The following is a 24,030-nucleotide window of genomic DNA, read 5'->3' as shown; positions in this document are numbered from 1 at the left end:
CCAGCGTGCTGCCCTGACCTCGCCCGGCGCCGTCCCGCCGGCCCCCGCCATAGACTCGCAAGCGTGCACGACCTCGCTCCTCTGGCCCGCTTCGGCGGCCTCCTCGCCACCGACCTGCGGGATGTCACCAGTGACCCCGAGGCCCTCGACTCGACCGGCTTCTGGGCCGTCAGCGCCGACTTCGAGGGCCGCCTGACCTGCGCTCGCTTCGGTGACGTCCGTACGGCCCCGGTCCCCGCGCCCGTCCCCGGCGCCTGGAGCGGACCCGCGGCCGGCGACTGGACGTCGTCGCTCGACCGCGCCGCGTACACCGCGGGCGTCCGCAGGATCCGGGAGCACATCGCGGCGGGCGAGGTCTACCAGGCCAACCTCTGCCGGGTGCTCTCCGCGCCCCTGCCGGACGGTGCCGCCGACGTCGACGCGCTCACCGCGCTCCTCGCGCGCGGCAACCCCGCGCCGTACGCCGGAACGATTCGGCTTCCGGCCCACGGCGTGGAGATCGCCACCGCGTCCCCCGAGCTCTACCTGCGGCGCGACGGCCGCACCGTCGAGTCCGGCCCGATCAAGGGCACCGGCCGCACCCCCGAGGACCTGCTCGACAAGGACCACGCCGAGAACGTGATGATCGTCGACCTGGTCCGCAACGACCTGGGCCGCGTCTGCGCCACCGGATCGGTCACCGTCCCCGCCCTCTGCGCCGTCGAGGCACACCCCGGACTCGTCCACCTCGTCTCCACCGTGCGCGGCGAGCTCGCCCCGCGAGCGGGCTGGAAGGACCTGCTGGACGCCACCTTCCCGCCCGGCTCCGTCACCGGCGCCCCCAAGTCCAGCGCCCTGCGGATCATCGAGGCGCTGGAGACCGCGCCCCGCGGTCCGTACTGCGGCGGCATCGGCTGGGTCGACGCCGACCGAGGCACCGGGGAGCTCGCCGTCGGCATACGCACCTTCTGGATCGACCGTACGGACGGCGGAAGCGTTCTGCGCTTCGGCACCGGCGCGGGCATCACCTGGGGCTCGGACCCGGAGCGCGAGTGGGCCGAGACCGAACTCAAGGCCTCCCGGCTGCTCGCGGTAGCGTCGGGGACGTACGAGGCGAGCGGAAGGACCATCGGAAAATGAAGCTGTGGGTCGACGGCGGGCTGCGTGACGCGGACACCGCCCGGATCTCCGTACTGGACCACGGCCTGACCGTGGGCGACGGGATCTTCGAGACGGTCAAGGCCGAGGACGGCCGCCTGTTCGCGCTCGACCTCCACCTCGACCGGCTCACCCGCTCCGCCCGCGGCCTCGGCCTGCCCGACCCGGACCTCGACGAGGTGCGCCGCGCCTGCGCCGCCGTCCTGGAGGCCAACCCCATGCCGCTCGGGCGGCTGCGCATCACCTACACCGGCGGCCTGTCCCCGCTCGGCTCCGAGCGCGGCGACACCGGGCCCACCCTGATCGTCGCCCTCGGCGAGGCCAAGCGCCGTCCCGACACCACGGCCGTGATCACCGTTCCCTTCACCCGCAACGAACGCGGCGCCCTCACGGGCCTGAAGACCACCTCGTACGCCGAGAACGTCGTCGCCCTCGCCAGGGCTCACGCCGAGGGCGCCTCCGAGGCGCTCTTCCCCAACACCGTCGGACAGCTCTGCGAGGGCACCGGCTCCAACGTCTTCGTCGTCGTCGACGGGCAGCTGCACACCCCGCCGCTCGCCTCCGGGTGCCTCGCCGGCATCACCCGCGCCCTGACCGTGGAGTGGACCGGCGCCCAGGAGACCGACCTGCCGATGGACGTCCTCCAGAGCGCCGAGGAGATCTTCCTGACCTCCACCCTGCGCGACGTCCAGGCCGTCCACCGGGTCGACGGGCGCGACCTGCCCGGCGCACCCGGGCCCGTCACCGCCAAGGCGATGCGGATCTTCGCGGAGCGTGCCGCGCAGATGTGAGCCCCCGGTCGCGGGGTGGGTAGGAACCAGCTGATGACCACCACCCTGCGGCCGACCGGGCCGCTTCAGCAGGCCCCCGACGGCGTGCGCTCACGCGCGTACGACATCTGCGTGAACAGCCGTCCCGTCGGCGCGGTCGAGCTCGCCACCCTGCCCGGCTTCGGCACGGCGATCGGCACCGTCCGCTCGCTGCGCGTCGACGAGCCCGACCGGCGGCGCGGCCGCGCCACCGTGGCCGCGCTCGCCGCCGAGGAGGTCCTGCGGGGGTGGGGCTGCCGCCAGGTCCAGGTCGCCGTCCCCGTCGAGGCCACCGTCGCGCTCCGTCTGACCGAGGCCCTCGGCTACACCGAGCGCGGCCGCACCATGGCCAAGGAGCTCACCGGGCCGCCGCCCCCGCTGCTCGAGGACGGCGTGACGGTGAGGCCGATGAGCGAGGCCGAGTTCCAGGAGTGGTACGCCACGGCCGAGGACGCCTTCGCCCGCGAGTGGACCGCGCGCGGTGTGCCGGAGGCCCCGGCCAGGGCGGCGTCCGAAACCAGCCACCGCACGAACCTCCCCGACGGCCTCGCCACCGAGGGCACCGCCTTCCACGTGGCCGTACGCGACGGCGGCGCCGTCGCCGGCCACATATGGACCGGCCGGCGCGCGCTGGACCCCGGTGGCGAGCCGGTCGCGTACGTGTACGACATCGAGGTCGCCGAGGGCCATCGCGGCCAGGGCTACGGCCGGGCCCTCATGCTCGCCGCCGAACGGACCGCCCACGGCTGGGGACTGCGCCGCGTCGGCCTCCACGTCTTCGCGGGCAACACCCCGGCGGCCCGGCTCTACGAGTCGCTCGGCTACGCCACGACGCACCTCCACGTCTTCAAGCCCCTGCTGTAGGGCCGCTTCATGGCCGGAGCGGGGCTAGGCAGCCGGTGAGGCGGCGGCGTACCTTGTGGATCTTGGTACGTACCCCGCCCGACCGCCCGACGAGGAGAGTCCACGGCATGGCCGTCATCCACCAGACCACCATCACGCCGAGCAAGCTGGAGATGCTCACCTCCTGGCTGCCCTCACGCCCGTGGTACCGAGGAGGCGAGGGGGAGCCGCGGCTGACGACGGCCGGCGGTTTCCGGCTGGACGACCCGGAGGGCGAGGTCGGCATCGAGTTCATGGTGGTCACCGACGCCGCAACCGGCGCGGCCCCGGCTTGCTATCTGGTGCCGCTCACCTACCGCGGCGCCCCGCTGGAGGGCGCGGAGCACGCGCTCGTCAGCACCGCGGAGCACGGGGTGCTCGGCAAGCGCTGGGTCTACGACGGCTGCCACGACCCGGTCCTCGTCGCCCAGCTGCTCGCCCTGATCGAGGGCCGGGTCCAGGCCCAGGCCCAGAGCATCAGCGACACCGTCGACGAGGAGGTCGCCCGCTCCTTCACCGGCGACGGCCCGGTCCCGGCGGACCTCACCACCGTCGTCGATCATCGCGACCGCACCGAGCTGTCCGCGCCGGACGGCACGACGCTCCTCCTGCACCGGATCCTCAGCCCCGCTTCCGACGGCCCGGCGGACCTGCCCGAGGGGGCCGTCGGCCATGTCGCGGGCGCCTGGGAGCTGCCGGACGGCAGCCGGGCGCGGGGCCTGGTCGCCGTCCTGCGGCGCTGAGAGCGGCGGCCTAGTCCTGGGCCAGGAGCCGGTCGGCGATCTCCTCGATGCGCTCGCGCAGACCCTCCTGGCTCTTGCCGCCGTCCAGCCGCTCGCCCCCGATCACATACGTGGGCGTGCCCGTGACGCCGATCGCCTTGCCCTCGGCCTCGTCGGCGTCGACGATCAGCAGATGCCGGCCGTCGATCAGCGCCGTGTCGAACTCCTCGGCGTCCAGGCCCAGTTCCGCCGCCACCTCCAGCAGCAGCGGCTCGCCCCGCGACGCCAGCTCCTCGGTCCTGGCCAGCACCGCCTCCGCGTACGGCCAGCCCTTGCCCTGCTCCAGCGCCTCCTCGGCGGCCTGCGCCGCCGCGTAGGCGTGCTTGTGCCGCTCCAGCGGGAAGTGCCGCAGCCGCACCTCCAGCCGGTCGCCGTAACGGGCCCGCAGGGCGCGCAGGTCCTCCAGCGCGGCGTGGCAGTCGGGGCACTGGAGCTCGCACCAGACGTCGAGGACGACGGGGTCGGCGGTGCGCTCGGCGGTGCGGTCGGTGGTGGAGTCGCTCATGAGGCCAGTCTTCCAGCAGGAGCCGCGCGCCCCCAACCCGGAGATCTCCCTGAGGTTGGCCGGTCACCATGGCCGCCGGGTGCGTGCCCGGTGCAGGATGGAAGGGACGTACGACCCCGCCCGCCGCCCAGACCCTGGAGGACCGGATGCTCGCCGAGACCGTTTGCTCCGCCGTGTCGGCGGCAGGGCTGGGCATCGCGGCCATCACCGCGTACCGCAGGCGGTTCCTCGCCGCCGCCCGTATCGCCGCCTACGCGCTCGTCCCGCTCGGGCTGGTGATGACCGGCGCCGTGGAGTGGCTGGCGGGCACGGCCTTCAGTCCGGTGGCGTGGGCCGGGTTCGGCGTGCTCGGGGTGGCGTGGCTGCTGTTCACGACCACCAGGGCCGTCGAGCGGCGCCGGGCCGGCAGGCGCGCGCAGCCGGACGCGGTCGCGCCCGCCGCGTCGGCGCCCTCCTTGGGTACCGGCTCCGGCGCGGGTACGGGTACAGCCACCGGGCGTCGCCCGGCCGGGAAGTCCGGCTCCGCCGACGACTTCAGCGACATCGAGGCCATCCTCAAGAAGCACGGCATCTGACGAGCCGCTGAGGGGAGCCGAAGCATCCGGCGTCCCCCACAAGCGTGTTGATGAGCGTATTCCCCGATCAGCGGGACCCCGATTGCGCCATCATCGGGCCCGAGATGCTGGATACCTCGCGGGAGCGTCCCCCCGCCACCACGAAAGAGCCGCGCGGCTGCCTCTTCGCGCTGTCCCAGCCCCCGCTGATGATCTTCCTCGGGGTGATCGGTGGCCTGCTGCTCATGGCCGCGGTCCACGACCTGTTCCTGCTGTGACTCCGGATCAGCCGGTCGTGGCTTCCTTGCGGCGGGCCCGGTACGCCGCCACATGCAGACGGTTACCGCAGGTACGGCTGTCGCAGTAGCGGCGGGAGCGGTTGCGGGACAGATCGACGAAGGCCCGCCCGCAGTCCGGTGCCTCGCAGCGCCGCAGACGCTCCCGTTCGCCCGCGACCAGGATGAACGCGAGGGCCATGCCACAGTCGGCGGCCAGGTGGTCGGCGACCGACGCGCCCGGCGCGAAGTAGTGCACGTGCCAGTCGTAGCCGTCGTGGTCGGTGAGCTGCGGCGTGGTGCCGGCCGCGGCCACCAGCTGGTTGATCAGCTCGGCGGCGGCATGGGCGTCGGGCGCCGCGAACACCTCGGCGAACCGTTTCCGTACGTCCTGCACCGCCTTCAGATCCCGCGCGTCGAGCGCGTCGACGCCGCTCACGTCGTGGCTTCGTACGAACGCGTACAAGGCGGCGACGTCCCCGAGTGTGTCGTCCCGCCCGCCCTCGGGCGCCGTGTTCATCAGGTCGACGACGGTGTCGAGGGCGATCCGGGTGTCGTGGGGGATCAGCACGTATTCCGCTCCGCTCCCTGGCCTGATGCCGCGGGCGGACGCCCGCCGCATGTGGCGCCGACTCTAGCGGCTCGTGCGCGCCGCGCCGGATGCGTGCCGGTTTCGCACCGGCTCGCACGGGGGAGCGGGACGGAGCACGACCGCGCCGCCACGGCGGTGGTTCCACCGTGACGGCGCGGTGTCCGTCCTGTACGGCCTGTCGGTGGCCGTGTGGGGTTGTCCGCGCGGCGCCGTCGCCCCGAGTCGGACGGCGCCGTGCGGCTCTCGGCCTGGCTCAGCCGCTCAGCTCGTCAGCCGGTCAGCTTTCGGCCAGGATGTGCGAGAGCTCCGTGTCGAGGTCGAAGTGTCGGTGCTCGGTGCCCGGCGGGACGGCGGCGTCGGTCCGCTTCAGGAACGACTCCAGGGCCCTCGCCGGGGCTTCGAGCAGGGCTTCTCCCTCCGGGGAGCTCAGCGCGATGCAGACGACGCCCTGGCCGTGACTGCGAGACGGCCAGACACGGACGTCGCCGGTTCCGGTGGGGCGGTGCAGCCCCTCGGCGAGAAGGTCGCGGGCGAACACCCACTCGACCGTCTCCTCGGCTCCGGTGTGGAAGGTGGCGTGCACGGCATAGGGATCGGCCGTGTCATACCGCAGGCCCGCCGGTACAGGCAGTGAGGACTCGCTCGATACAACGAGGCGCAGGTGCAGCTCGCAGCTGACCGTGGTGTTCATAAGCGCCAGGGCCTTTCGCTCAGTGTGCGCTCGGGGATTCGCACGTCGGCGAAATCGACATGCCACCTACGGTGCCGTTGTAAACCCCTCTGTCTGTTTTGTGATGGTTGAGCTCGCTCGTACGGCGGTGTGTAACCGGTGGTTATACGGCCATTCCGGTGTCGCCGCCCCGTCCGGTAGGTTGGGCCTCATGAAAGCGGAGAGTGACGAGCGGAGGAGAGGCGCCCAACCGGCGGCTCCGGTACCCGCCACGGGGGACGTGACGAGCGGCGAGGACACCGAACGGGAGCTCGGTTCGCGGGCGCCCGCCTTCATCAAGGCGCGGCGCACGCTCCACCTCAGCTGGCAGGTCGGCGTCTTCGTCGTCGGCCTCGCCGTGGTCGGGACGGGTGTCGTCATGCTCCCGCTGCCGGGCCCGGGCTGGGTGGTGATCTTCGGCGGGATGGCGATCTGGGCCACCGAGTTCGTCTGGGCCCAGCTGGTGCTGCGCTGGACGAAGCGGAAGGTCACCGAGGCGGCACAGCGCGCCCTCGACCCGAGGGTACGCAGGCGCAACATCATCCTCACCACCATCGGTCTGGTGATCGTCGCGGCGCTCGTCGGCGTCTACGTCTGGAAGTACGGCATCGTCATGCCGTGGAGGATCCCGCGCTGATCAGGTGGTCGGAGGCACCCTTCCCCCACCTGCGGCGGGGGGACCCTCTGACATGCGGTAATGTTTGCGGTGCGCCCGGGCGATTAGCTCAGTGGGAGAGCGCTTCGTTCACACCGAAGAGGTCACTGGTTCGAACCCAGTATCGCCCACCACCCGGACCGGAGGCCCGGAGACGTGATCACGTCTCCGGGCCTCCGGCGTTCCGCCCGGACCTCGCGCCGTCAACGCATCCGGCCCACCGTCTCCCGCAGCCGGCGCGCGTCCCGCAGCCGCTGCTCGTACGTCGCGCCCACCGCGAGGAGCAGCAGCCCCACCAGGGCCGGCGGCAGCCAGCGCGGCAGCGCGCCCACCACCTGCGCGATGTACGGCGCCAGCTCGTGCAGCCCCACCAGCGCCAGTGCCGCACCGCCCAGCACCAGCGGCGCCTGGAGCCGCAGCCGCGCCCCCGCCAGCGTGACCGCGAGCGCCCCCAGCCCCAGCAGCAGCGGCCGCGCCCATCCCGCGTCGCCCCACGCCGCGACCAGGCTCGGCACCAGCGTCGCGGCCAGCCCCGGCCCGTACGCCGTCCACGACGACGCCTCCGGGTCGCGCCGCCTGCGCAGCACGCCCACCACCAGCGCCGGCACCGTCACCGGCAGCGTGTACGCCTCCGGCGCCGCCACCCCCGAGGCGGCCAGCCGCACCCACGCCGCCGCCACGAACAGCACCGCGGCCGCGTACCCCGCGGCAGGACGCCGCTCCGGGCGCAGCGCCGTCGCCGCCGCCAGCACACCGCACAGCGCCAGCACCAGCGCCAGGTGAGCCGGGCGGACGGCCGTGAGCCCCACCGCCACGAGCGCCACGCCCGCACCGGTCAGCTCGACCGGCAGCGCCACCGGGTGGAGCCGCAGCCGGGCACCCACGGCGACGGTCGCGGCGGGTACGGCGAGCAACGCGAGCGCCGTGCCGTGCGCCGGCAGCGCGGCGAGGCCGGCGCCCGCGCCCACGCACCCCGTCGCGGCCACGACCGCCACGCACGCCGCCACCGCCCGTACGGTCACGCCCTGCGCCACCGCCGCCAGCGCCGCGCCCGCGAACAGCGCGGCCAGCACCCCAGGCACCACCACCGAGGCCACCGGCCCCGTACTCGCCGCCCACGCGGCCACCGCGGCCGACGCCAGTGCGCAGGCGAGCGCCACGGCCGCCAGAACACCGCCGGGAGCACCCGTCCGGCCCTCCCGCGGCAGCCGCCGCGCCCACGGCCCCGGACGGGCCACCAGCGCCAGCAGTGCCGCCGTCAGCACCAGCCGCGCCGTCAGGGACGCCGCGTACGGCAGCCGCACGGCCTCCGGGAGGGACAGGGCCGCCGCCGACGCCACGATCAGCGCACCCGTGCGGGCCTCCGCCCGCCGAGGCGCCATGAGCGCCGCAGCCACCGTCACCAGCACCACCGGCGTCGTCCACGGCACCCCATGGCCCGGCCGCACCACGGCCACCGCCAGCGGCGCCACCGCCCACGCCACCGACAGACCCTGGACCACGCCCGACGCGCCGAGCAGCCCCAGCCGCACACCGCCGGGCACCCGCCCGGCCCAGGCCGCCGCCGCCACGGCCACCGCGCACAGCAGATACCCCGGCACCGCCCACCCCGCCGGCAGCGGCCCCCGCAGCAGCCCGCCCACACCGGCCACCGCCGCCAGGCCCGCCACCACGGCGCACACCACCGCCACGTCCTCCCGGAGCACGGCCGTGCGCCACGCCACGTACAGCGCCAGGCCCGACGCCGCCAGCAGCAGCACCGCCGCCCCGGCGCCACCGGTCACCACCGACAGCCGGACACCCGTCAGCACCACCCAGGCACCCGCCACACACGCCCCGGCACACGCCACCCCGCGCACCGCCATCGACGGCCGCGCCCACAGCGCCAGCACCGCGTCCAACCCGGCTGTCACCAGCATCGCCCACGCCACCGACAACGCGCCCGCGTCCGCCGCCAGCGCCCCCAGCGGCAACGGAAGTTGCGCCGCCGCCACCGCCGCGGGCAACGGCAGCCGCAGCCGCCCGGCCCCCGCGCCGTAGCCCGCCCACACCACCGCCAGCACGCCCGAGGCGACCGCCGCGTACCCCAGCCCGTCCGCGCCCGGCAGCGCCACCCGGTGCAGCGCGTACGCGTCCAGCACCATCAACACCAGACCCAGCGCCGCCACCGACTCGGCCGTCGACGCCAGCCCCCGCCGCAGCAGCGCCACCGGCGCCGCCAGCGCCACGGCCGTCACGACACCGAGCACGGCGGCACGGCCACCGATCCCCAAGTGGCCCCAGCTGACCAGCGTGAAGGCGACGGCGGCCACCGCCAGCAGCACCCCGCCCAGCATCAGCAGCACGTTCTGCGCGCTCCGGGGCGTGGTTTCCCCGGGCGCGGTTCCACGCCCCGCCATCGGCGCAACGGACGGAAGAGGGGAGTGCAGCACGCTCAGCAGCCATGCCCGGCGCGCCAGCAACTGCGCGCGGCGCGCATCCAGTCGAGCCAGCTCACGGTCGAGGAGCACCAGCTCCTGCGCGGGCGGCGGAATGTTGTCCATACGGCGGAGTGTGGCGCCCGTCACGCGGCCCCGGCATCGGCGCTCGTACTCAGATGCGCGTGAGTACGCCCCGACCCACGAGGACCCAGCGCAACGGGTTTGAAGGAAACGCACCCGGACCTGTATGGTTCAGTGCGTTCCCGGGCGATTAGCTCAGTGGGAGAGCGCTTCGTTCACACCGAAGAGGTCACTGGTTCGAACCCAGTATCGCCCACCACCGGGAAGCCGGTCCGTCACCGTACGGACCGGCTTTTTCGTATCCCATGAAGCGGTACTACGCGGCCGCCGCCGGCACCTCCGGACGCAGGGGCCACGCCGGATCCACCACCTCCTGCGTCCCGTTGCGCGCGAACCACGCCTGCAGCCCACGCGCCTGCGCCGCGTGCCACACCGCCTGCAAGGTGTGCAGCTCCGCCGGCGACAGCCGCTCCAGGCGCGCCGCGAACCGCCGCCCCAGGGCCCGTACCACCTCCAGCGCCGCCGTCGCGTCCGCCGCCGCGTCGTGCGCTCCCTCCAGCGCGACCTCGTACTCGGCACACAGGTCCGACAGCGTGCGCCGGCCCTTGCGGTACCGGTCCAGATGCTTGTCCAGCACCCTCGGATCCAGCACGCACAACGGCACGTTCTCCAGGTAGCGCCCGAACGACGAGGCCCGATGACGGCGCAGCTCCCGGTCCAGCAGCGTCAGATCGAACGGCGCGTTCATCACCACCAGCGGCCGCCCCGCCGCACAGTGATCCGCCAGCGCCCGGCCTATCTCCTCCATCACCGGAGCCGGCCAGCGCCCGTTGCGCCGCAGGTGATCGTCCGTCAGGCCGTGCACCTCGGTCGCCTCGGGCGGCACCGGTATCCCCGGATTCACCAGCCACCGTGTGGCCCGGACCCGCCCGCCCGCGGTGTCCTGAACGACGACGGCGGCCGACACGATCCGGTCCCGCTCGACGTCAACTCCCGTGGTTTCCGTGTCGAATGCGGCCAGGGGCCCCTCGTACCAGAGCGTCATACCCCGAACTCCTCGCGCGTACCCGGCAGATGGCGTCATGCGATCTGCCCGGAACGGTGATACCCGCGCCGTTTGCACCGTACGCAACACGGTGACAACACAGGTGAGGGGTTGTCGAACTGACGCCCCGTCGTCGCCTGGAAGGCATGAAGAGCCATGGCGCTCGCGCAGCCCGAACACGGGGGGCTGCTTCCCCAGCAGATCGCACCGCTGCGGGGCGCACTCGCCACCACCGCCTGCATGGAGACCCTCCAAGTGGGTTACCTCCACGCGGTCGCGGCCGCCGCCGGCTGCTCGCTCTCCCAGCCCTTTCCCGACAACGGCATCGACTGGCACGTCAGCCACAGCGCCCCCGGGCACGTGGTCGACGACGAAGTCACCATCAAGGTGCAGCTCAAGGCCACGTACCAGATCCCACCGCATCCCCGGGGGCCGACTTTCTCCTTCACTCTCGACAACGAGCACCTGGTGAAGCTCGCCCGCACCCCCGTCGCCGTGCACAAGATCCTGGTCGTGATGATCGTCCCCAGGGTCCGGGAGGAGTGGCTGCGCGCCGGCCACGACGGCCTCGACCTGCGGCACTGCTGCTACTGGACCAACCTCGCGGGCCACCCGGTCACCGGCAGGCGCCGCACCACCGTGCGCATCCCCACCACACGGATCTTCGACGACCGGGCACTCTGCGAGATCATGACCCGGGTCGGGGCGGGAGGAAGACCCTGATGCACCGGCCGACCGATGAGCCCATGCGGCCCCACCCCCACCCTGTGACCGGGGCCCCGCCCCCGGCATCCCCGGCGTCCCCGTGGACGGGCCCCGCCCTCGACCCCGCCCGCGTCGACCCGCTCGTCCTCGGCGCGCTGCTCGGCCGGCACGGCTGGCGGCGTCGCGGCGGCGCGACCGGCCACTACAGCCGCTGGACCCCGCCCGGGCCCGGCACCACACCCATCAGCCTCCTCGTCCCCGAAAGCCGCGCCTTCCCGGACTGCGACGACCTCCTCGGCGAAGCCCTCACCGCGCTCGCCCGCTGCCCCGCGCCCTCCGCCCGCGAGGTGCTCGTCGGCCTCACCGTGCCCAGCGACGAGATCCGCTGGTGGCGCGACACACCCCCGGGCCCCTCCGCCACCGCCACCTGGAGCGCCCAGGAACAGCTGCGCTCCGCCGCCCGCCAGATCCTCCTCGCCGGAGCCCTCGCCGTACGCGGCCGCGCCCGCTACCACGGCGCACGCCACCGCCGGCAGGCCCAGGCCCTCCTGAACGGCGTCCTCGTGGCGGCGGCCCCCGGCGGACGCGGCCTCACCGCCTTCGTCCCCGTCGAACCCGGCCGGGCGGTCACCGCACGGCTCTACCACGCCCTGTACGCCACCCGCGAGGCCGTCGACTACCAGCGGGCCACCGGCCGGCACGACGCCTTCGACGCCGCCGTCGAGGCCGGCGCCAGCCGAGAGCTCACCGAGGCCCTCATCGCGTTCGTACGAGGCGCCGAAGGGGCCGCGATCGCCCTCGCCTGGGCCCCCGCCGCCGGAGCGCCCGAAGGGTGCGCGCCCCGCCCCGAACCGGTCGAGTTCTCCCCGGGCGACCTGCCCGCCCTGCGCGAGGCCGGCGCCCGCTACCTCCAGGACGAGCCCTCCGTCCCCGTCCGCCTCACCGGAGCCGTCGTACGCCTGCGCCGCTCGGGACCGCGCGGGGCCGGCACCGTACGGCTCCGGGTGCTGGCAGGGGCGGAGGTGCCGCACGTGCGGGTGGCGCTGGACGAGGACGCGTACCGCACGGCGGGCCACGCCCACCTGCACGGCCTGCCCCTCCGGGTCACCGGGCGCCTGGAGAGCCGGGGCGGCTTCCGGCGGCTGACCGACGCCTCCGACGTCGTACCCGTCCAGGTCGACGAGGCGGAACGGGACCGGCTGATGAAGTCCCTCCAGGAGAACCTGGGCTTCTTCGGGGAGGCGGACGGGCCCGCGGACTGAGCGGGCGAAAGGGGAAACCGTTTCGCGGGCGGACTCGGTCCCTCGGTACCATTCGGTACGGCGCGCGCGATACGAATGCGGCGCTTCCCCTTCAGGTAGGAGAGACCGGTGTCAGACGTCCGTGTGATCATCCAACGCGATTCCGAGCGGGAAGAGCGCGTGGTGACGACGGGCACTACCGCCGCCGACCTCTTCGCCGGCGAGCGCACCATCGTCGCGGCGCGCGTCGCGGGCGAGCTCAAGGACCTCGCGTACGAGGTCCGCGACGGCGAGACCGTCGAACCGGTCGAGATCTCCTCCGAGGACGGCCTCAACATCCTGCGCCACTCCACCGCGCACGTGATGGCGCAGGCCGTGCAGGAGCTCTTCCCCGAGGCGAAGCTGGGCATCGGGCCGCCGGTGAAGGACGGGTTCTACTACGACTTCGACGTCGCGGAGCCGTTCACCCCCGAGGACATCAAGCGCATCGAGAAGAAGATGCAGGAGATCCAGAAGCGGGGCCAGAAGTTCTCGCGCCGGGTCACCACCGATGAGGCCGCCCGCGAGGAGCTGGCGAACGAGCCGTACAAGCTGGAGCTCATCGGCCTCAAGGGCAACGCCGCGCAGGCCGCCGAGGGCGCCGACGCCGAGGTAGGTGGCGGCGAGCTGACGATCTACGACAACCTCGACGCCAAGACCGGCGAGCTCTGCTGGAAGGACCTCTGCAGGGGCCCGCACCTGCCCACCACCCGCAACATCCCGGCGTTCAAGCTGATGCGCTCGGCTGCCGCCTACTGGCGCGGCAGCGAGAAGAACCCGCAGCTCCAGCGCATCTACGGCACCGCCTGGCCGTCCAAGGACGAGCTGAAGGCGTACCTCGACTTCCTGGTCGAGGCCGAGAAGCGCGACCACCGCAAGCTGGGTGCCGAGCTGGACCTCTTCTCGATCCCGGAGGAGCTGGGCTCCGGCCTGGCCGTCTTCCACCCCCGGGGCGGCATCGTCCGCCGCGAGATGGAGGCGTACTCGCGCAAGCGCCACGAGGACGCCGACTACGAGTTCGTCAACACGCCGCACATCTCGAAGGAGCAGCTCTTCGAGACCTCCGGGCACCTGCCGAACTACGCGGACGCGATGTTCCCGCCGCTGGAGTTCGACGGGCAGAACTACCGCCTCAAGGCGATGAACTGCCCCATGCACAACCTGATCTTCCGCGCACGCGGCCGGTCGTACCGCGAGCTGCCCCTGCGGCTGTTCGAGTTCGGCACGGTCTACCGGTACGAGAAGTCGGGCGTGGTGCACGGCCTGACCCGCGCCCGCGGCTTCACCCAGGACGACTCGCACATCTACTGCACCAAGGAGCAGATGCCGCAGGAGCTCGACTCGCTCCTCACCTTCGTCCTCGACCTGCTGCGCGACTACGGCCTGACCGACTTCGAGCTGGAGCTGTCGACCCGCGACCCGGAGTCCGACAAGTTCATCGGCGAGGACGAGGAGTGGGAGGAGGCCACCGAGGCGCTGCGCCAGGCGGCCGAGAAGCAGGGCCTGCCGTTGGTCCCGGACCCGGGCGGCGCGGCGTACTACGGCCCGAAGATCTCGGTGCAGGCGCGGGACGCCATCGGCCGCTCCTGGCAGATGTCGACCATCCAGGTCGACTTCCAGCAGCCCAAGCGGTTCAACCTGGAGTACACGGCGGCCGACGGCTCCAAGCAGCGGCCGGTCATGATCCACCGGGCGCTCTTCGGCTCGATCGAGCGGTTCTTCGCGGTGCTGCTGGAGCACTACGCGGGCGCCTTCCCGGCCTGGCTGGCTCCGGTCCAGGCGGTCGGCATCCCGGTCGGCGACGCGCACGTCCCGTACCTCCAGGAGTTCGCCGCCGAGGCGAAGAAGAAGGGCCTGCGGGTCGAGGTGGACGCGTCCTCGGACCGGATGCAGAAGAAGATCCGCAACGCGCAGCGCAGCAAGGTTCCGTTCATGATCATCGTCGGTGACGATGACATGGCGGCGGGCACGGTCTCCTTCCGCTACCGCGACGGTTCGCAGGAGAACGGCATCCCGAAGGACGAGGCCATCGCCAAGGTCCTCGACGTGGTGGAGCGCCGCGTCCAGGTCTGACCCCGAGGCACGGCGAGGGGCGGTCCCTTATGGGACCGCCCCTCGCCGCATCCGCCGTCACCCCCAGCGAATATGCTGGCTCGCATGACGACTGAGCCGGAGCAGCAGATCGGAGTAGGGACGCCTGACGCGTTCCAGCGCCTGTGGACGCCCCATCGGATGGCGTACATCCAGGGTGAGAACAAGCCCACCGGCCCCGGGGCCGACGACGGCTGCCCGTTCTGCACCATCCCGGCGAAGTCCGACGAGGACGGGCTGATCGTCACGCGGGGCGAGAAGGTGTACGCGGTGCTGAACCTGTACCCGTACAACGGCGGGCACCTCATGGTCGTCCCGTTCCGGCACGTCGCCGACTACACCGAGCTCGACGACGCCGAGACCGCCGAGCTGGCGGTGTTCACCAAGCAGGCGATGACCGCCCTGCGCACCGCCTCCGGCGCGCACGGGTTCAACATCGGCATGAACCAAGGCTCGGCCGCCGGCGCTGGGATCGCCGCCCATCTGCATCAGCACGTCGTGCCGCGCTGGGGCGGCGACACCAACTTCATGCCGGCCATCGCCCATACCAAGGTGCTGCCGCAACTCCTCGCGGACACCCGCAGGATGCTCGCCGACGCCTGGCCGACGACGACCGCCTAGGCACACGCCTCACGCGTCGTACACGTCCGCCTTCTTCGGTACCGGGTCCTGGACGAACCCGCTGAGCACCATCGAGCGGTTGGTGAAGCGCTCCGTGTCCACGCCGTGCTCGTCGAGCATCTTGATGGTCGCGGAGTGCACCGCCCGAAGGACGGGCGTGGCCGCGCGGATGGCGTCGTCGGCCATGAAGCGGTGGCGCCAGGGCTGGGCGGCCCAGGCGTGCCGCAGGCCGAAGGGCTCGGGCAGGACGAGCTTGCCGCCGAGGAAGTCGAGGACCGGCGGGAACCAGGTCAGCGGGGCGCGGACGGCCAGCCGTACGACCTCGTCGTTGGTGATCAGCGGCAGCAGCACCTCCTTGGTCTCCCAGAACCGGACGGTCTTGGAGACCTCTTTCTTCGGCGCCTCCGGCTTCGTCGTGAAGAGGGAGTGGACGGGGCCGAGGGCGTGGCCGGTGACCTCGATGCGGAGCGTGTGCAGGAGGGCGGTGACGGTGACCATCATGGTGAGGACCAGCTGGCCGTCCCAGAGGACGAACTGCACGCCGAGGTAGTGGCGGTTGCCCTTGCCGAACTGGTTCTCGTTGCAGACGCGCTGTATCTCGTGCGGCTTGACCTGGTACGCGACGACGTCCTCGCCCTCGGGGCGGGCGACCTCCTTGGCGCCTTCGCCGACGGGGGAGACGATCCAGTGGTTGACCGACGGGGTGGGGAAGCCGGTCTTGAGGGTGCCGCGTTCGAGCATCTTGAGCTGGTCGTGGATGGGGCGGATGACGTCCCAGGTGCGGAACGCGTGGATCTCCTTGCCGTCCTTGGGGACGAGCTCCTCGGCGAGGTGCCAGCTGCCCCAGCGGGTGCCCATGCCGAGTATGCCCTTGGGGCCGGCGTAGAAGACGACGTTGGAGCGCTGTTCGGCGGTGAGCTTCTCCAGGGACTGGCGCAGCTCCTCGGCGGCGGTCTCGTTGGGGTCGTGGGGCACGGCCTCGGGGATCTTGGGGCCGATGCCGCCGCCCCCGCTGAGCAGGGAGTCCCAGCGGGCGCGCAGGTCCGTGGCGGTGCGCTCGCAGACCCGTTTCGCGAGGAACCAGCCGATGAACGGGGCGACGATCATGAGCCGGAGGTAGAGCGCCAGGAGGCCGGTGAAGGGCAGCCGGAGCAGGAAGATGACGGCGAGGATGCCGACGCCGACGAGGAGGCCGGTGCCCAGGGCGCCGGCGTTCTTGTTCTTGGAGGACTTCGCCAGGCTGCTGCGCACCTGGAAGACCGTCATCCAGACGAGCATGCCGGGCAGGAAGACGACGCCGAGGAAGACGGTGATCAGGGTGAGGAGCTTGTCGCGCTGCTTGCGGATGTTGGTGGCGGCCAGGCAGTGCTCGACGACCGTCTGGGGTTCGGCGCCGAAGGACTGGATGAGCGGCTTGCGGGCGCCGCCCAGCATCCTGACCTGTACGGCGCGGGAGAAGGCTTCGCCGAGGTTGGGTTCGAAGAGCGAGAACCTGCCCTTCTTCACCGTCGACTCGTGCCATTCGTTGTTGGTCTCGAGGATCTTCTCGATCTTGTCGTCGCGGTACGCGGCGGACGCGAGGGCGTGCGTCGCCGCCGTCTGTCCGGCCGAGCCCTGGATCGGGATCTGTGCCCCGGGGCCGAAACTGTTCATCGTCGTCACTGCCGCTGCCCCCACCTCTCACAGCTGTCCGCTCTGCGGCCTTCCCAACGACCGTGCCCGGCACACCTGGTGGCCGGGCTGAGCTGAGCACTACAGCCTATCGGGGTGCGCGGTCCGGTGTCCGGAGACGGCTGAATGCCGCCCACCGCGGGTGAGTTGCGGCGGGCGGCTGATCAGTCGGGGTCAGCTTTGTCGGATTTCGGTCTTTTCTCGGATCTTCTCGGCCACATGGGCGGGCATGGGTTCGTGGCGCGCGTACGTCCGGTCGAACCGGCCCGTGCCGTGGGAGAGGGAGCGGAGGTCGACGGCGTACCGTCCGATCTCCAGCTCGGGCACCTCGGCGCGGACGAGGGTCCGTCCGGGGCCGGCCTGTTCGGTGCCGACGACGCGGCCCCGGCGGCCGGACAGGTCGCTCATGACGGGGCCGACGTACTCGTCGGGGACGAGGACCTGCAGTTCGGCGACGGGTTCGAGAAGGTTGATCCGGGCGTCGGCGGCGGCTTCGCGCAGGGCCAGGGCGCCGGCGGTCTGGAAGGCGGCGTCGGAGGAGTCCACCGAGTGCGCCTTGCCGTCGCGGAGGGTGACGCGTACGTCGACGAGCGGGTGCCCGGCGGCGACGCCCTTCGCGGCCTGGGCCCGTACGCCCTTCTCGACGGACGGGATGAACTGGCGGGGCACCGCGCCGCCCACCACCTTGTCGACGAACTCGATGCCGGAGCCCTGGGGCAGCGGTTCGACCTCGATCTCGCAGATGGCGTACTGGCCGTGTCCGCCGGACTGTTTGACGTGCCGTCCGCGTCCCGCCGACGCGTCGGCGAACGTCTCGCGGAGCGCCACCTTGTGCGGTACGGCGTCGACCTGGACGCCGTAGCGGGTGCGCAGCCGTTCCAGGGCGACGTCCATGTGGGCCTCGCCCAGGCACCACAGGACGACCTGTCCGGTGTCCTGGTTCTGTTCGAGGCGCATGGTGGGGTCTTCGGCGGCGAGCCGCGCGAGGCCCTGGGAGAGCTTGTCCTCGTCCGCCTTGCTGTGGGCCTGGATGGCGAGCGGCAGCAGCGGGTCGGGCATGGTCCAGGGCTCCATGAGGAGCGGGTCGTCCTTGGCGGAGAGGGTGTCCCCGGTTTCGGCGCGGACCAGTTTGCCCACGCAGCACAGGTCGCCGGCGATGCAGTGGTTCATCTGCCGCTGCTGCTTGCCGAAGGGCGCGGACAGGGAGCCGACGCGTTCGTCGACGTCGTGGTCCTCGTGGCCGCGGTCGGCGAGGCCGTGCCCCGAGACGTGGACGGTCTCGTCGGGGCGCAGGGTGCCGGAGAAGACGCGTACCAGTGAGATCCGGCCGACGTACGGGTCGGACGACGTCTTGACGACCTCGGCCACCAGCGGCCCGTCGGGGTCGCAGCCGATCGCCGGGCGCGGCCTGCCGTCCGGGGTGGTCACGGCGGGTGCCTCGCGCTCCAGGGGCGTGGGGAAGCCGCGGGTGATCAGCTCCAGCAGTTCGACGGTGCCGAGGCCCTGCTTGCCGCCGGGGGCGGCGGGGGCGGCGGCCAGGACGGGGTGGAAGGTGCCGCGTGCGACGGCCTTCTCCAGGTCCTCGATGAGGGTCTTGAGGTCGATCTCCTCGCCGCCGAGATAGCGGTCCATGAGGGTCTCGTCCTCGCTCTCGGCGATGATCCCTTCGATCAGGCGGTTGCGGGCCTCGGCGATGAGGTCGCGCTGGGTGTCGTCGGGAGGGTTCTCCTTCCGTTCGCCGGAGGAGTAGTCGAAGATCTTCTGGGTGAGCAGGCCGACCAGGCCGGTGGCCGGGGCATGCCCGTCGGGCGCCTCGGGGCCGAGCACGGGCAGGTAGAGCGGGAGTATGGCGTCGGGGTCGTCGCCGCCGAAGATGCCGGCGAGGACCTGGGTGAGCCGCTCGAAGTCGGTGCGCGCGGTGTCGAGGTGCGTGACGACGATGGCGCGGGGCATGCCGACGGCCGCGCACTCCTCCCAGACCATGCGGGTGGAGCCGGCGACCGCGTCGGCCTCCTGGGCCGCCGATATGACGAAGAGGGCCGCGTCCGCGGCGCGCAGGCCGGCCCGGAGCTCGCCGACGAAGTCGGCGTACCCGGGGGTGTCGAGCAGGTTGATCTTGTAGCCGTCCCAGCCGACGGGGACGAGGGAGAGCTGTACGGAGCGTTGCTGACGGTGCTCGATCTCGTCGTAGTCGGAGACCGTGGCGCCGTCCTCGACCCGTCCTGCCCGGTTGACCGCTCCGGCGGTCAGCGCGAGGGCCTCGACGAGGGTGGTTTTGCCGGATCCGCTGTGGCCGACCAGCACCACATTCCGTACCGATGCGGGCTGGTCGGCCGTAAGAGCCCTGCCGGCGGCTCCTGGGTGGGTGTTCGCCTTGTCGCCCATGATTCTTCCTCCTGATCGCCGGTGCACGGTGCGTGCACGGTGGAGGTGGGGGGCGCGGGCGCGGGGGAGCGACCCTGAGCGGGGCAGCTCCGGCGGTGCCCGCGGTGGTCTTTCGAGCTTTCCACTCCGGTCAGGCCGCGTCCATACGACGGACATACGACGGACGTACGCGGGATGTGCGCGGGATGTATGCGGGCTGTACGCGACGGGCCGCGAGCGGGTATTCGCCGACGCCACGTGGGGTGTGCGGTGCCCGGGGGTATTGACGGGGCGGCGCTGGCTACGATGGGCCAGCCGGTGGCCGATGGGGCCGCGCGGCTCACCGACCCTCGGGAAGGCCATGCTGAACAAGTACGCGCGTGCGTTTTTCACGCGTGTTCTCACACCGTTCGCCGCGTTTCTGCTCCGCCGCGGAGTGAGTCCCGACGCCGTCACCCTCATCGGCACGGCGGGGGTGGTGGCCGGGGCGCTGGTCTTCTTCCCGCGGGGCGAGTTCTTCTGGGGCACGATCGTCATCACGCTGTTCGTGTTCTCGGACCTGGTGGACGGCAACATGGCCCGTCAGGCCGGGATCTCCAGCCGCTGGGGGGCCTTCCTGGACTCGACCCTGGACCGGGTGGCGGACGGCGCCATCTTCGGTGGCTTCGCGCTGTGGTACGCGGGCAAGGGCGACGACAATGTGCTGTGTGCCGTGGCCATCTTCTGCCTGGCGAGCGGCCAGGTGGTGTCGTACACGAAGGCGCGGGGCGAGTCCATCGGCCTGCCGGTGGCGGTGAACGGCCTGGTCGAGCGCGCGGAGCGGCTGGTCGTCTCGCTGGTGGCGGCGGGCCTCGCGGGGCTGCACGGCTTCGGCGTACCGGGCATCCAGGTGCTGCTGCCGATCGCCCTGTGGCTGGTGGCCGTGGGAAGCGTGGTGACCCTGGGTCAGCGGGTGGTGACGGTGCGGCGTGAGGCCGCGGAGGCGGACGCCGCCGGGGCACGGGGGAGTGAGGCCACATGAGCGGGGCGAGTGACCGGTTGACGGACGCGCTGTACGGGCTGGGCTGGGCGGCGGTCAAGAAGCTGCCCGAGCCGGTGGCGGTGGGCCTCGGGCGGGGCATCGCCGACACGGCGTGGAAGCGGCGCGGCAAGGGCGTGCTGCGGCTGGAGTCCAACCTCGCGCGCGTGGTGCCCGACGCGTCCCCGGAGCGGCTGGCCGAGCTGTCCCGGGCCGGGATGCGCTCGTACATGCGCTACTGGATGGAGTCCTTCCGGCTGCCCGCGTGGAGTGCGCGGCGGGTCGCCGACAGCGTCGAGGTGCGGGAGGTCCACCGCCTGACGGACGGGCTGGCCTCCGGACGCGGAGTGGTGCTGGCCCTGCCGCACCTGGCGAACTGGGACCTGGCCGGGGTGTGGGTGACGCGGTCGCTGGGCGTGCCGTTCACGACGGTGGCCGAGCGGCTGAAGCCGGAGTCGCTGTACGACCGGTTCGTGGCGTACCGCGAGTCGCTGGGCATGGAGGTGCTGCCGCACACCGGCGGGTCGGCGTTCGGGACGCTGGCGCGGCGGCTGCGCGCGGGCGGGCTGGTGTGCCTGGTGGCGGACCGGGACCTGTCGGCGTCGTCGGGCGTCGAGGTGCAGTTCTTCGGAGAGGCGGCGCGGATGCCGGCGGGGCCCGCGATGCTGGCGCAGCAGACGGGTGCGCTGCTGCTGCCGGCGACGCTCTGGTACGACGACACGCCGGTCCTGAAGGCGCGGATCCATCCGCCGGTGGAGGTGCCGGAGACGGGGACGCGGGCGGAGAAGACGGCGGCCATGACGCAGGCGCTGGCCGACGCCTTCGCCACCGGGATCGCCGAGCACCCGGAGGACTGGCACATGCTGCAGCGGCTGTGGCTGGCGGACCTGGACCAGGACCGGGACCGGGGCCGGGGCCGGGGCCAGGACCGGGGTCAGAACCAGGACCAGGTGACGTCGTGAGGATCGGCATCGTATGCCCGTACGCCTGGGATGTGCCGGGCGGCGTCCAGTTCCACATCCGTGACCTCGCGGACCACCTGATCCGGCTCGGGCACGAGGTGTCCGTCCTCGCCCCGTCCGACGACGACACGCCGCTGCCGCCGTTCGTGGTGTCGGCGGGGCGGGCGGTGCCCGTGCCGTACAACGGCTCGGTGGCCCGGCTGAACTTCGGCTTCCTGTCGGCGGCGCGCGTGCGGCGCTGGCTGCACGACGGCACGTTCGACGTGATCCACATCCACGAGCCGGCGTCGCCGTCGCTGGGGCTGCTGGCGTGCTGGGCGGCGCAGGGGCCCATCGTGGCCACCTTCCACACCTCCAACCCGCGCTCACGCGCGATGATCGCGGCGTACCCGATCCTCCAGCCGGCGCTCGAGAAGATCAGCGCGCGGATCGCGGTGAGCGAGTACGCCCGCCGGACGCTCGTCGAGCACCTGGGCGGGGACGCCGTGGTCATCCCGAACGGGGTGGACGTCGACTTCTTCGCCAAGGCCGACCCCAAGCCGGAGTGGCAGGGCAACACGCTGGGCTTCATCGGCCGGATCGACGAGCCGCGCAAGGGGCTGCCGGTGCTGATGAAGGCGCTGCCGAGGATCCTGGAGGCACGGCCCGAGACCCGGCTGCTGGTCGCGGGCCGGGGCGACGAGGAGGAGGCCGTCGCCTCCCTCCCGGCCGCCATGCGCCGCCGGGTGGAGTTCCTCGGCATGGTCAGCGACGAGGACAAGGCGCGGCTGCTGCGCAGCGTGGACGTGTACGTGGCGCCCAACACGGGCGGCGAGAGCTTCGGCATCATCCTGGTCGAGGCCATGTCGGCGGGCGCGCCGGTGCTGGCCAGCGACCTGGACGCGTTCACGCAGGTGCTGGACAAGGGCGCGGCGGGCGAGCTGTTCGCCAACGAGGACGCGGACGCGCTGGCGGACGCGGCGATCCGCCTCCTCGGCGACCCGGCCCGCCGCCAGGAACTCCACGAGCGGGGCAGCGCGCATGTACGGCGCTTCGACTGGTCGACGGTCGGCGCGGACATCCTGTCGGTGTACGAGACGGTGACGGACGGCGCGGCCTCAGTGGCAGCCGACGAGCGGGTGGGTGGTCTGCGGGCCCGCTGGGGGCTGGCGCGGGACTAGGGCCTGTCTTCCGGATCTTGCCGGGCGTTGTCAGTGGTGCCTGCGACGATCACTTCCATGACCGAGCCGACCGCACCGACCGATCAGGCCGAGCTGACCTCCGCCATCTCGCGCTACTGGGACGCCGCCGCGGCGACGTTCGACGACGAGCCCGATCACGGCCTGCGGGCGGCGCCCACCCGTGCCGCGTGGCGGAGCCGGGTGCTGCGGTGGGCGCCGCCCGAGCCGTCCGACGTACTGGACGTGGGCTGCGGCACCGGCTCGCTCTCCGCGCTCCTCGCCTCGGCCGGGCACCGGGTGACCGGCGTGGACCTGGCGCCGCGGATGGTCGAGCGGGCGCGGGCCAAGGCGGCCGCCGCCGGGCTCGGCGCGCGCTTCCTCGTCGGTGACGCGGCGGCGCCGCCCACGGGCGAGGACCGGTTCGACATGCTGGTCTCGCGGCACCTGATATGGACGCTGCCGGACCCCGAGGCGGCGCTGCGCGCGTGGGTGGACCGGATCCGCCCGGGCGGCCGGCTGGTGCTGGTCGAGGGCCGCTGGCGGGAGGCCGGGCCCGCCGCCTACGTACCGGGCGCCGAGGGCCTGCCGTGGAACGGTGGCGTGGGCGCGGACGAGCTGGCCTCGGTGGTGCGTCCGCTCGTCGCCGACCTGGAGGTCGAGCCGCTCAGCGGTGCCGCGGAGCTGTGGGGCGGCCCGGTGGAGGACGAGCGGTACGCGGTGGTGGCGCGGGTGTGAGGCGGCGAAGGGCGCCAGAAGGGGCGGGCGCGGCCGGCGGTGAAAAAGCCGTTCCGGAGCCGTCCGTAAAGGCCCCTTCCCGGGCTTCGGCGGGGCCTGGGACAGGGCCGGGTCGCCTGCGGGAAACCCGCCGTGAGGCCCCCAGCGGGTCCGCCACACCCCTGGTGACCTGGGGTTTTAGCGTGTTCCCGCCTACGATCGGGACCACACGGGAGGGGGACCGGATGGACCGGGACATTCGCACGATGAACGACGTCATGGCGCTCCTGGACGGGCTCTTCGCGCCAGAGGCCGACCGGTGGACGGGCGGGGCGGCGGGCTGGTGGGACGGGTTCTACGCGGACCGGTCCAAGCCGGTGCCGTTCTTCGTGGGGAAGCCGGACGAGAACCTCGTCTCGTACGGGGAACGCGGGCTGCTCGCGCCTGGCGCCCGCGTCCTGGACCTGGGCTGCGGGCCCGGGCGCAACGCCCTGTACCTCGCCTCCCTCGGGTGCGAGGTGGACGCCGTCGACCTGTCCCCGGCTGCCATCGCCTGGGCCGAGGAGCGCGCCCGCGAGACGGGGGCGAAGGTCCGCTTCCACTGCGGAAACGCCTTCGACGCCGACCGGCCCGGTGGCCCGTACGACCTGGTGTACGACTCCGGCTGCTTCCACCACCTGCCGCCTCACCGCCGCGTGAGCTACCTCGCCCTCCTGGACCGGGTCCTCGCGCCCGGGGGCCACTTCGGCCTGGCGTGCTTCGCGGCCGGTCCCGGCGGCATGGGCTCGGAGCTGCCCGACGCGTCCTTCTACCGCGAGGACCGCGAGGGCGGACTCCACGGCGGCCTCGCCTACACGCCCGACGCGCTGCGCCGCGTCTTCGCCGGGCTGACCGAGGTCGAGCTGCGCCGGATGCGCGACGAACCGCACGAGTCACCGCGCTTCGGCGAGCCCTTCCTGTGGACGGCCCTCTTCCGCCGCGCCAACGCGTAGAGACCA

At 72.8% G+C, this 24,030-nt stretch carries 23 protein-coding genes and 2 tRNA genes; 18 read left to right on the top strand and 7 right to left on the bottom strand.

The genetic code is table 11. From position 1 onward, the window contains the following. Positions 1–63: 63 nt before the first annotated feature. The 4 genes from ACIRNI_RS17695 to ACIRNI_RS17680 all read left to right on the top strand — a co-directional run bounded on the left by ACIRNI_RS17695 (position 64) and on the right by ACIRNI_RS17680 (position 3,571). Positions 64–1,119 carry a chorismate-binding protein gene (locus ACIRNI_RS17695; protein ID WP_403552312.1) on the top strand — a complete coding sequence of 352 codons (1,056 nt, stop codon included), beginning with the start codon at positions 64–66 and terminating at the stop codon, positions 1,117–1,119. Further along, positions 1,116–1,928, top strand: coding sequence for an aminotransferase class IV (locus ACIRNI_RS17690; RefSeq protein WP_403552311.1), 813 nt, complete (start codon positions 1,116–1,118; stop codon positions 1,926–1,928). Before ACIRNI_RS17695 ends, ACIRNI_RS17690 begins: the two co-directional genes overlap by 4 nt. A gap of 33 nt (positions 1,929–1,961) precedes the next feature. Beyond that, positions 1,962–2,810 (top strand): GNAT family N-acetyltransferase, encoded by an 849-nt coding sequence (locus tag ACIRNI_RS17685; protein ID WP_403552310.1) that lies wholly within the window; start codon positions 1,962–1,964, stop codon positions 2,808–2,810. 107 nt (positions 2,811–2,917) lie between these two features. Continuing rightward, a complete protein-coding gene (locus tag ACIRNI_RS17680; RefSeq protein WP_403552309.1) occupies positions 2,918–3,571 on the top strand; it encodes a 1,4-alpha-glucan branching protein in 654 nt (217 codons plus the stop codon). A gap of 10 nt (positions 3,572–3,581) precedes the next feature. On the opposite strand, the gene ACIRNI_RS17675 is transcribed toward ACIRNI_RS17680, so the two are convergent. Further along, complete coding sequence (locus ACIRNI_RS17675) at positions 3,582–4,115, bottom strand: DsbA family protein (protein WP_403552308.1); 534 nt, start codon at positions 4,113–4,115, stop codon at positions 3,582–3,584. 146 nt (positions 4,116–4,261) lie between these two features. On the opposite strand from ACIRNI_RS17675, the gene ACIRNI_RS17670 reads away from it, so the two are divergent. Both ACIRNI_RS17670 and ACIRNI_RS17665 read left to right on the top strand, forming a co-directional pair. Further along, positions 4,262–4,690: a hypothetical protein gene (locus tag ACIRNI_RS17670; protein WP_355368396.1), complete on the top strand. Its 429-nt coding sequence runs from the start codon at positions 4,262–4,264 to the stop codon at positions 4,688–4,690. A gap of 50 nt (positions 4,691–4,740) precedes the next feature. Continuing rightward, complete coding sequence (locus ACIRNI_RS17665; RefSeq protein ID WP_403552553.1) at positions 4,741–4,947, top strand: hypothetical protein; 207 nt, start codon at positions 4,741–4,743, stop codon at positions 4,945–4,947. A 7-nt stretch (positions 4,948–4,954) separates the two neighbouring features. Here ACIRNI_RS17665 and ACIRNI_RS17660 read toward each other — a convergent pair whose 3' ends face one another. Further along, positions 4,955–5,515: a CGNR zinc finger domain-containing protein gene (locus ACIRNI_RS17660; RefSeq protein WP_403552307.1), complete on the bottom strand. Its 561-nt coding sequence runs from the start codon at positions 5,513–5,515 to the stop codon at positions 4,955–4,957. A gap of 298 nt (positions 5,516–5,813) precedes the next feature. Beyond that, positions 5,814–6,227, bottom strand: coding sequence for an SsgA family sporulation/cell division regulator (locus ACIRNI_RS17655; RefSeq protein WP_003959770.1), 414 nt, complete (start codon positions 6,225–6,227; stop codon positions 5,814–5,816). 190 nt (positions 6,228–6,417) lie between these two features. Here ACIRNI_RS17655 and ACIRNI_RS17650 point away from each other — a divergent pair, with 190 nt between their 5' ends. Beyond that, complete coding sequence (locus ACIRNI_RS17650; protein ID WP_403552306.1) at positions 6,418–6,882, top strand: TIGR02611 family protein; 465 nt, start codon at positions 6,418–6,420, stop codon at positions 6,880–6,882. Positions 6,883–6,959: 77 nt separating this feature from the next. After that, positions 6,960–7,034: transfer RNA gene (locus ACIRNI_RS17645), tRNA-Val, on the top strand. A 69-nt stretch (positions 7,035–7,103) separates the two neighbouring features. Here ACIRNI_RS17645 and ACIRNI_RS17640 read toward each other — a convergent pair. Further along, positions 7,104–9,443: an SCO7613 C-terminal domain-containing membrane protein gene (locus tag ACIRNI_RS17640; protein ID WP_403552305.1), complete on the bottom strand. Its 2,340-nt coding sequence runs from the start codon at positions 9,441–9,443 to the stop codon at positions 7,104–7,106. A 142-nt stretch (positions 9,444–9,585) separates the two neighbouring features. Between ACIRNI_RS17640 and ACIRNI_RS17635 the strand changes: the two genes are divergently transcribed. After that, positions 9,586–9,660: transfer RNA gene (locus ACIRNI_RS17635), tRNA-Val, on the top strand. A 57-nt stretch (positions 9,661–9,717) separates the two neighbouring features. Here ACIRNI_RS17635 and ACIRNI_RS17630 read toward each other — a convergent pair. Next, entirely contained in the window at positions 9,718–10,446 is a 729-nt protein-coding gene (locus ACIRNI_RS17630; protein ID WP_403552304.1) for a 3'-5' exonuclease, read from the bottom strand. Between the two features lie 156 nt (positions 10,447–10,602). Here ACIRNI_RS17630 and ACIRNI_RS17625 point away from each other — a divergent pair, with 156 nt between their 5' ends. The 4 genes from ACIRNI_RS17625 to ACIRNI_RS17610 all read left to right on the top strand — a co-directional run bounded on the left by ACIRNI_RS17625 (position 10,603) and on the right by ACIRNI_RS17610 (position 15,143). Further along, the gene (locus ACIRNI_RS17625; protein WP_403552303.1) at positions 10,603–11,169 is read left to right on the top strand and encodes a DUF4365 domain-containing protein; all 567 of its coding nucleotides are present in this window, start codon (positions 10,603–10,605) and stop codon (positions 11,167–11,169) included. Then, positions 11,166–12,413, top strand: a complete 1,248-nt coding sequence (locus ACIRNI_RS17620) for a hypothetical protein (protein WP_403552533.1) — start codon at positions 11,166–11,168, stop codon at positions 12,411–12,413. The genes ACIRNI_RS17625 and ACIRNI_RS17620 overlap by 4 nt, the downstream gene beginning before the upstream one ends. 108 nt (positions 12,414–12,521) lie before the next feature. Continuing rightward, complete coding sequence (gene thrS / locus ACIRNI_RS17615) at positions 12,522–14,504, top strand: threonine--tRNA ligase (protein ID WP_403552302.1); 1,983 nt, start codon at positions 12,522–12,524, stop codon at positions 14,502–14,504. A 72-nt stretch (positions 14,505–14,576) separates the two neighbouring features. Further along, positions 14,577–15,143, top strand: coding sequence for an HIT family protein (locus ACIRNI_RS17610; protein WP_403552301.1), 567 nt, complete (start codon positions 14,577–14,579; stop codon positions 15,141–15,143). 9 nt (positions 15,144–15,152) lie between these two features. Here ACIRNI_RS17610 and ACIRNI_RS17605 read toward each other — a convergent pair whose 3' ends face one another. Both ACIRNI_RS17605 and ACIRNI_RS17600 read right to left on the bottom strand, forming a co-directional pair. Next, on the bottom strand, positions 15,153–16,796 hold the full coding sequence (locus ACIRNI_RS17605; protein ID WP_403552532.1) for a hypothetical protein: 1,644 nt from the start codon (positions 16,794–16,796) through the stop codon (positions 15,153–15,155). 192 nt (positions 16,797–16,988) lie between these two features. Then, positions 16,989–19,199, bottom strand: coding sequence for an elongation factor G-like protein EF-G2 (locus ACIRNI_RS17600; protein ID WP_403552300.1), 2,211 nt, complete (start codon positions 19,197–19,199; stop codon positions 16,989–16,991). A 340-nt stretch (positions 19,200–19,539) separates the two neighbouring features. Between ACIRNI_RS17600 and pgsA the strand changes: the two genes are divergently transcribed. The 5 genes from pgsA to ACIRNI_RS17575 all read left to right on the top strand — a co-directional run bounded on the left by pgsA (position 19,540) and on the right by ACIRNI_RS17575 (position 24,024). Next, positions 19,540–20,199: a phosphatidylinositol phosphate synthase gene (pgsA, locus tag ACIRNI_RS17595; RefSeq protein ID WP_403552299.1), complete on the top strand. Its 660-nt coding sequence runs from the start codon at positions 19,540–19,542 to the stop codon at positions 20,197–20,199. Beyond that, positions 20,196–21,158, top strand: a complete 963-nt coding sequence (locus tag ACIRNI_RS17590) for a phosphatidylinositol mannoside acyltransferase (RefSeq protein WP_403552298.1) — start codon at positions 20,196–20,198, stop codon at positions 21,156–21,158. The genes pgsA and ACIRNI_RS17590 overlap by 4 nt, the downstream gene beginning before the upstream one ends. Continuing rightward, positions 21,155–22,318 (top strand): glycosyltransferase family 4 protein, encoded by a 1,164-nt coding sequence (locus tag ACIRNI_RS17585; RefSeq protein ID WP_403552297.1) that lies wholly within the window; start codon positions 21,155–21,157, stop codon positions 22,316–22,318. Before ACIRNI_RS17590 ends, ACIRNI_RS17585 begins: the two co-directional genes overlap by 4 nt. A gap of 57 nt (positions 22,319–22,375) precedes the next feature. Next, positions 22,376–23,053 (top strand): class I SAM-dependent methyltransferase, encoded by a 678-nt coding sequence (locus tag ACIRNI_RS17580; protein ID WP_403552296.1) that lies wholly within the window; start codon positions 22,376–22,378, stop codon positions 23,051–23,053. 224 nt (positions 23,054–23,277) lie between these two features. Further along, positions 23,278–24,024 (top strand): class I SAM-dependent methyltransferase, encoded by a 747-nt coding sequence (locus tag ACIRNI_RS17575; protein ID WP_403552295.1) that lies wholly within the window; start codon positions 23,278–23,280, stop codon positions 24,022–24,024. Positions 24,025–24,030: the final 6 nt, after the last annotated feature.

The sequence above is a fragment of the Streptomyces sp. NPDC093546 genome (genome assembly GCF_044765045.1).
Lineage (GTDB): Bacteria > Actinomycetota > Actinomycetes > Streptomycetales > Streptomycetaceae > Streptomyces.
This window is presented reverse-complemented; position numbering and strand designations above follow the sequence as displayed.

Coding starts and splice junctions, on each gene's coding strand:
- ACIRNI_RS17630 (WP_403552304.1), bottom strand. CDS start 10,446: ATGACGCTCTGGTACGAGGGGCCCCTGGCCGCATTCGACACGGAAACC.
- ACIRNI_RS17575 (WP_403552295.1), top strand. CDS start 23,278: ATGGACCGGGACATTCGCACGATGAACGACGTCATGGCGCTCCTGGAC.
- ACIRNI_RS17680 (WP_403552309.1), top strand. CDS start 2,918: ATGGCCGTCATCCACCAGACCACCATCACGCCGAGCAAGCTGGAGATG.
- ACIRNI_RS17665 (WP_403552553.1), top strand. CDS start 4,741: ATGAGCGTATTCCCCGATCAGCGGGACCCCGATTGCGCCATCATCGGG.
- ACIRNI_RS17670 (WP_355368396.1), top strand. CDS start 4,262: ATGCTCGCCGAGACCGTTTGCTCCGCCGTGTCGGCGGCAGGGCTGGGC.
- pgsA (WP_403552299.1), top strand. CDS start 19,540: ATGCTGAACAAGTACGCGCGTGCGTTTTTCACGCGTGTTCTCACACCG.
- ACIRNI_RS17605 (WP_403552532.1), bottom strand. CDS start 16,796: ATGAACAGTTTCGGCCCCGGGGCACAGATCCCGATCCAGGGCTCGGCC.
- ACIRNI_RS17625 (WP_403552303.1), top strand. CDS start 10,603: ATGGCGCTCGCGCAGCCCGAACACGGGGGGCTGCTTCCCCAGCAGATC.
- ACIRNI_RS17690 (WP_403552311.1), top strand. CDS start 1,116: ATGAAGCTGTGGGTCGACGGCGGGCTGCGTGACGCGGACACCGCCCGG.
- ACIRNI_RS17640 (WP_403552305.1), bottom strand. CDS start 9,443: ATGGACAACATTCCGCCGCCCGCGCAGGAGCTGGTGCTCCTCGACCGT.
- ACIRNI_RS17685 (WP_403552310.1), top strand. CDS start 1,962: ATGACCACCACCCTGCGGCCGACCGGGCCGCTTCAGCAGGCCCCCGAC.
- ACIRNI_RS17600 (WP_403552300.1), bottom strand. CDS start 19,199: ATGGGCGACAAGGCGAACACCCACCCAGGAGCCGCCGGCAGGGCTCTT.
- ACIRNI_RS17590 (WP_403552298.1), top strand. CDS start 20,196: ATGAGCGGGGCGAGTGACCGGTTGACGGACGCGCTGTACGGGCTGGGC.
- ACIRNI_RS17655 (WP_003959770.1), bottom strand. CDS start 6,227: ATGAACACCACGGTCAGCTGCGAGCTGCACCTGCGCCTCGTTGTATCG.
- ACIRNI_RS17650 (WP_403552306.1), top strand. CDS start 6,418: ATGAAAGCGGAGAGTGACGAGCGGAGGAGAGGCGCCCAACCGGCGGCT.
- ACIRNI_RS17610 (WP_403552301.1), top strand. CDS start 14,577: ATGCTGGCTCGCATGACGACTGAGCCGGAGCAGCAGATCGGAGTAGGG.
- ACIRNI_RS17675 (WP_403552308.1), bottom strand. CDS start 4,115: ATGAGCGACTCCACCACCGACCGCACCGCCGAGCGCACCGCCGACCCC.
- ACIRNI_RS17580 (WP_403552296.1), top strand. CDS start 22,376: ATGACCGAGCCGACCGCACCGACCGATCAGGCCGAGCTGACCTCCGCC.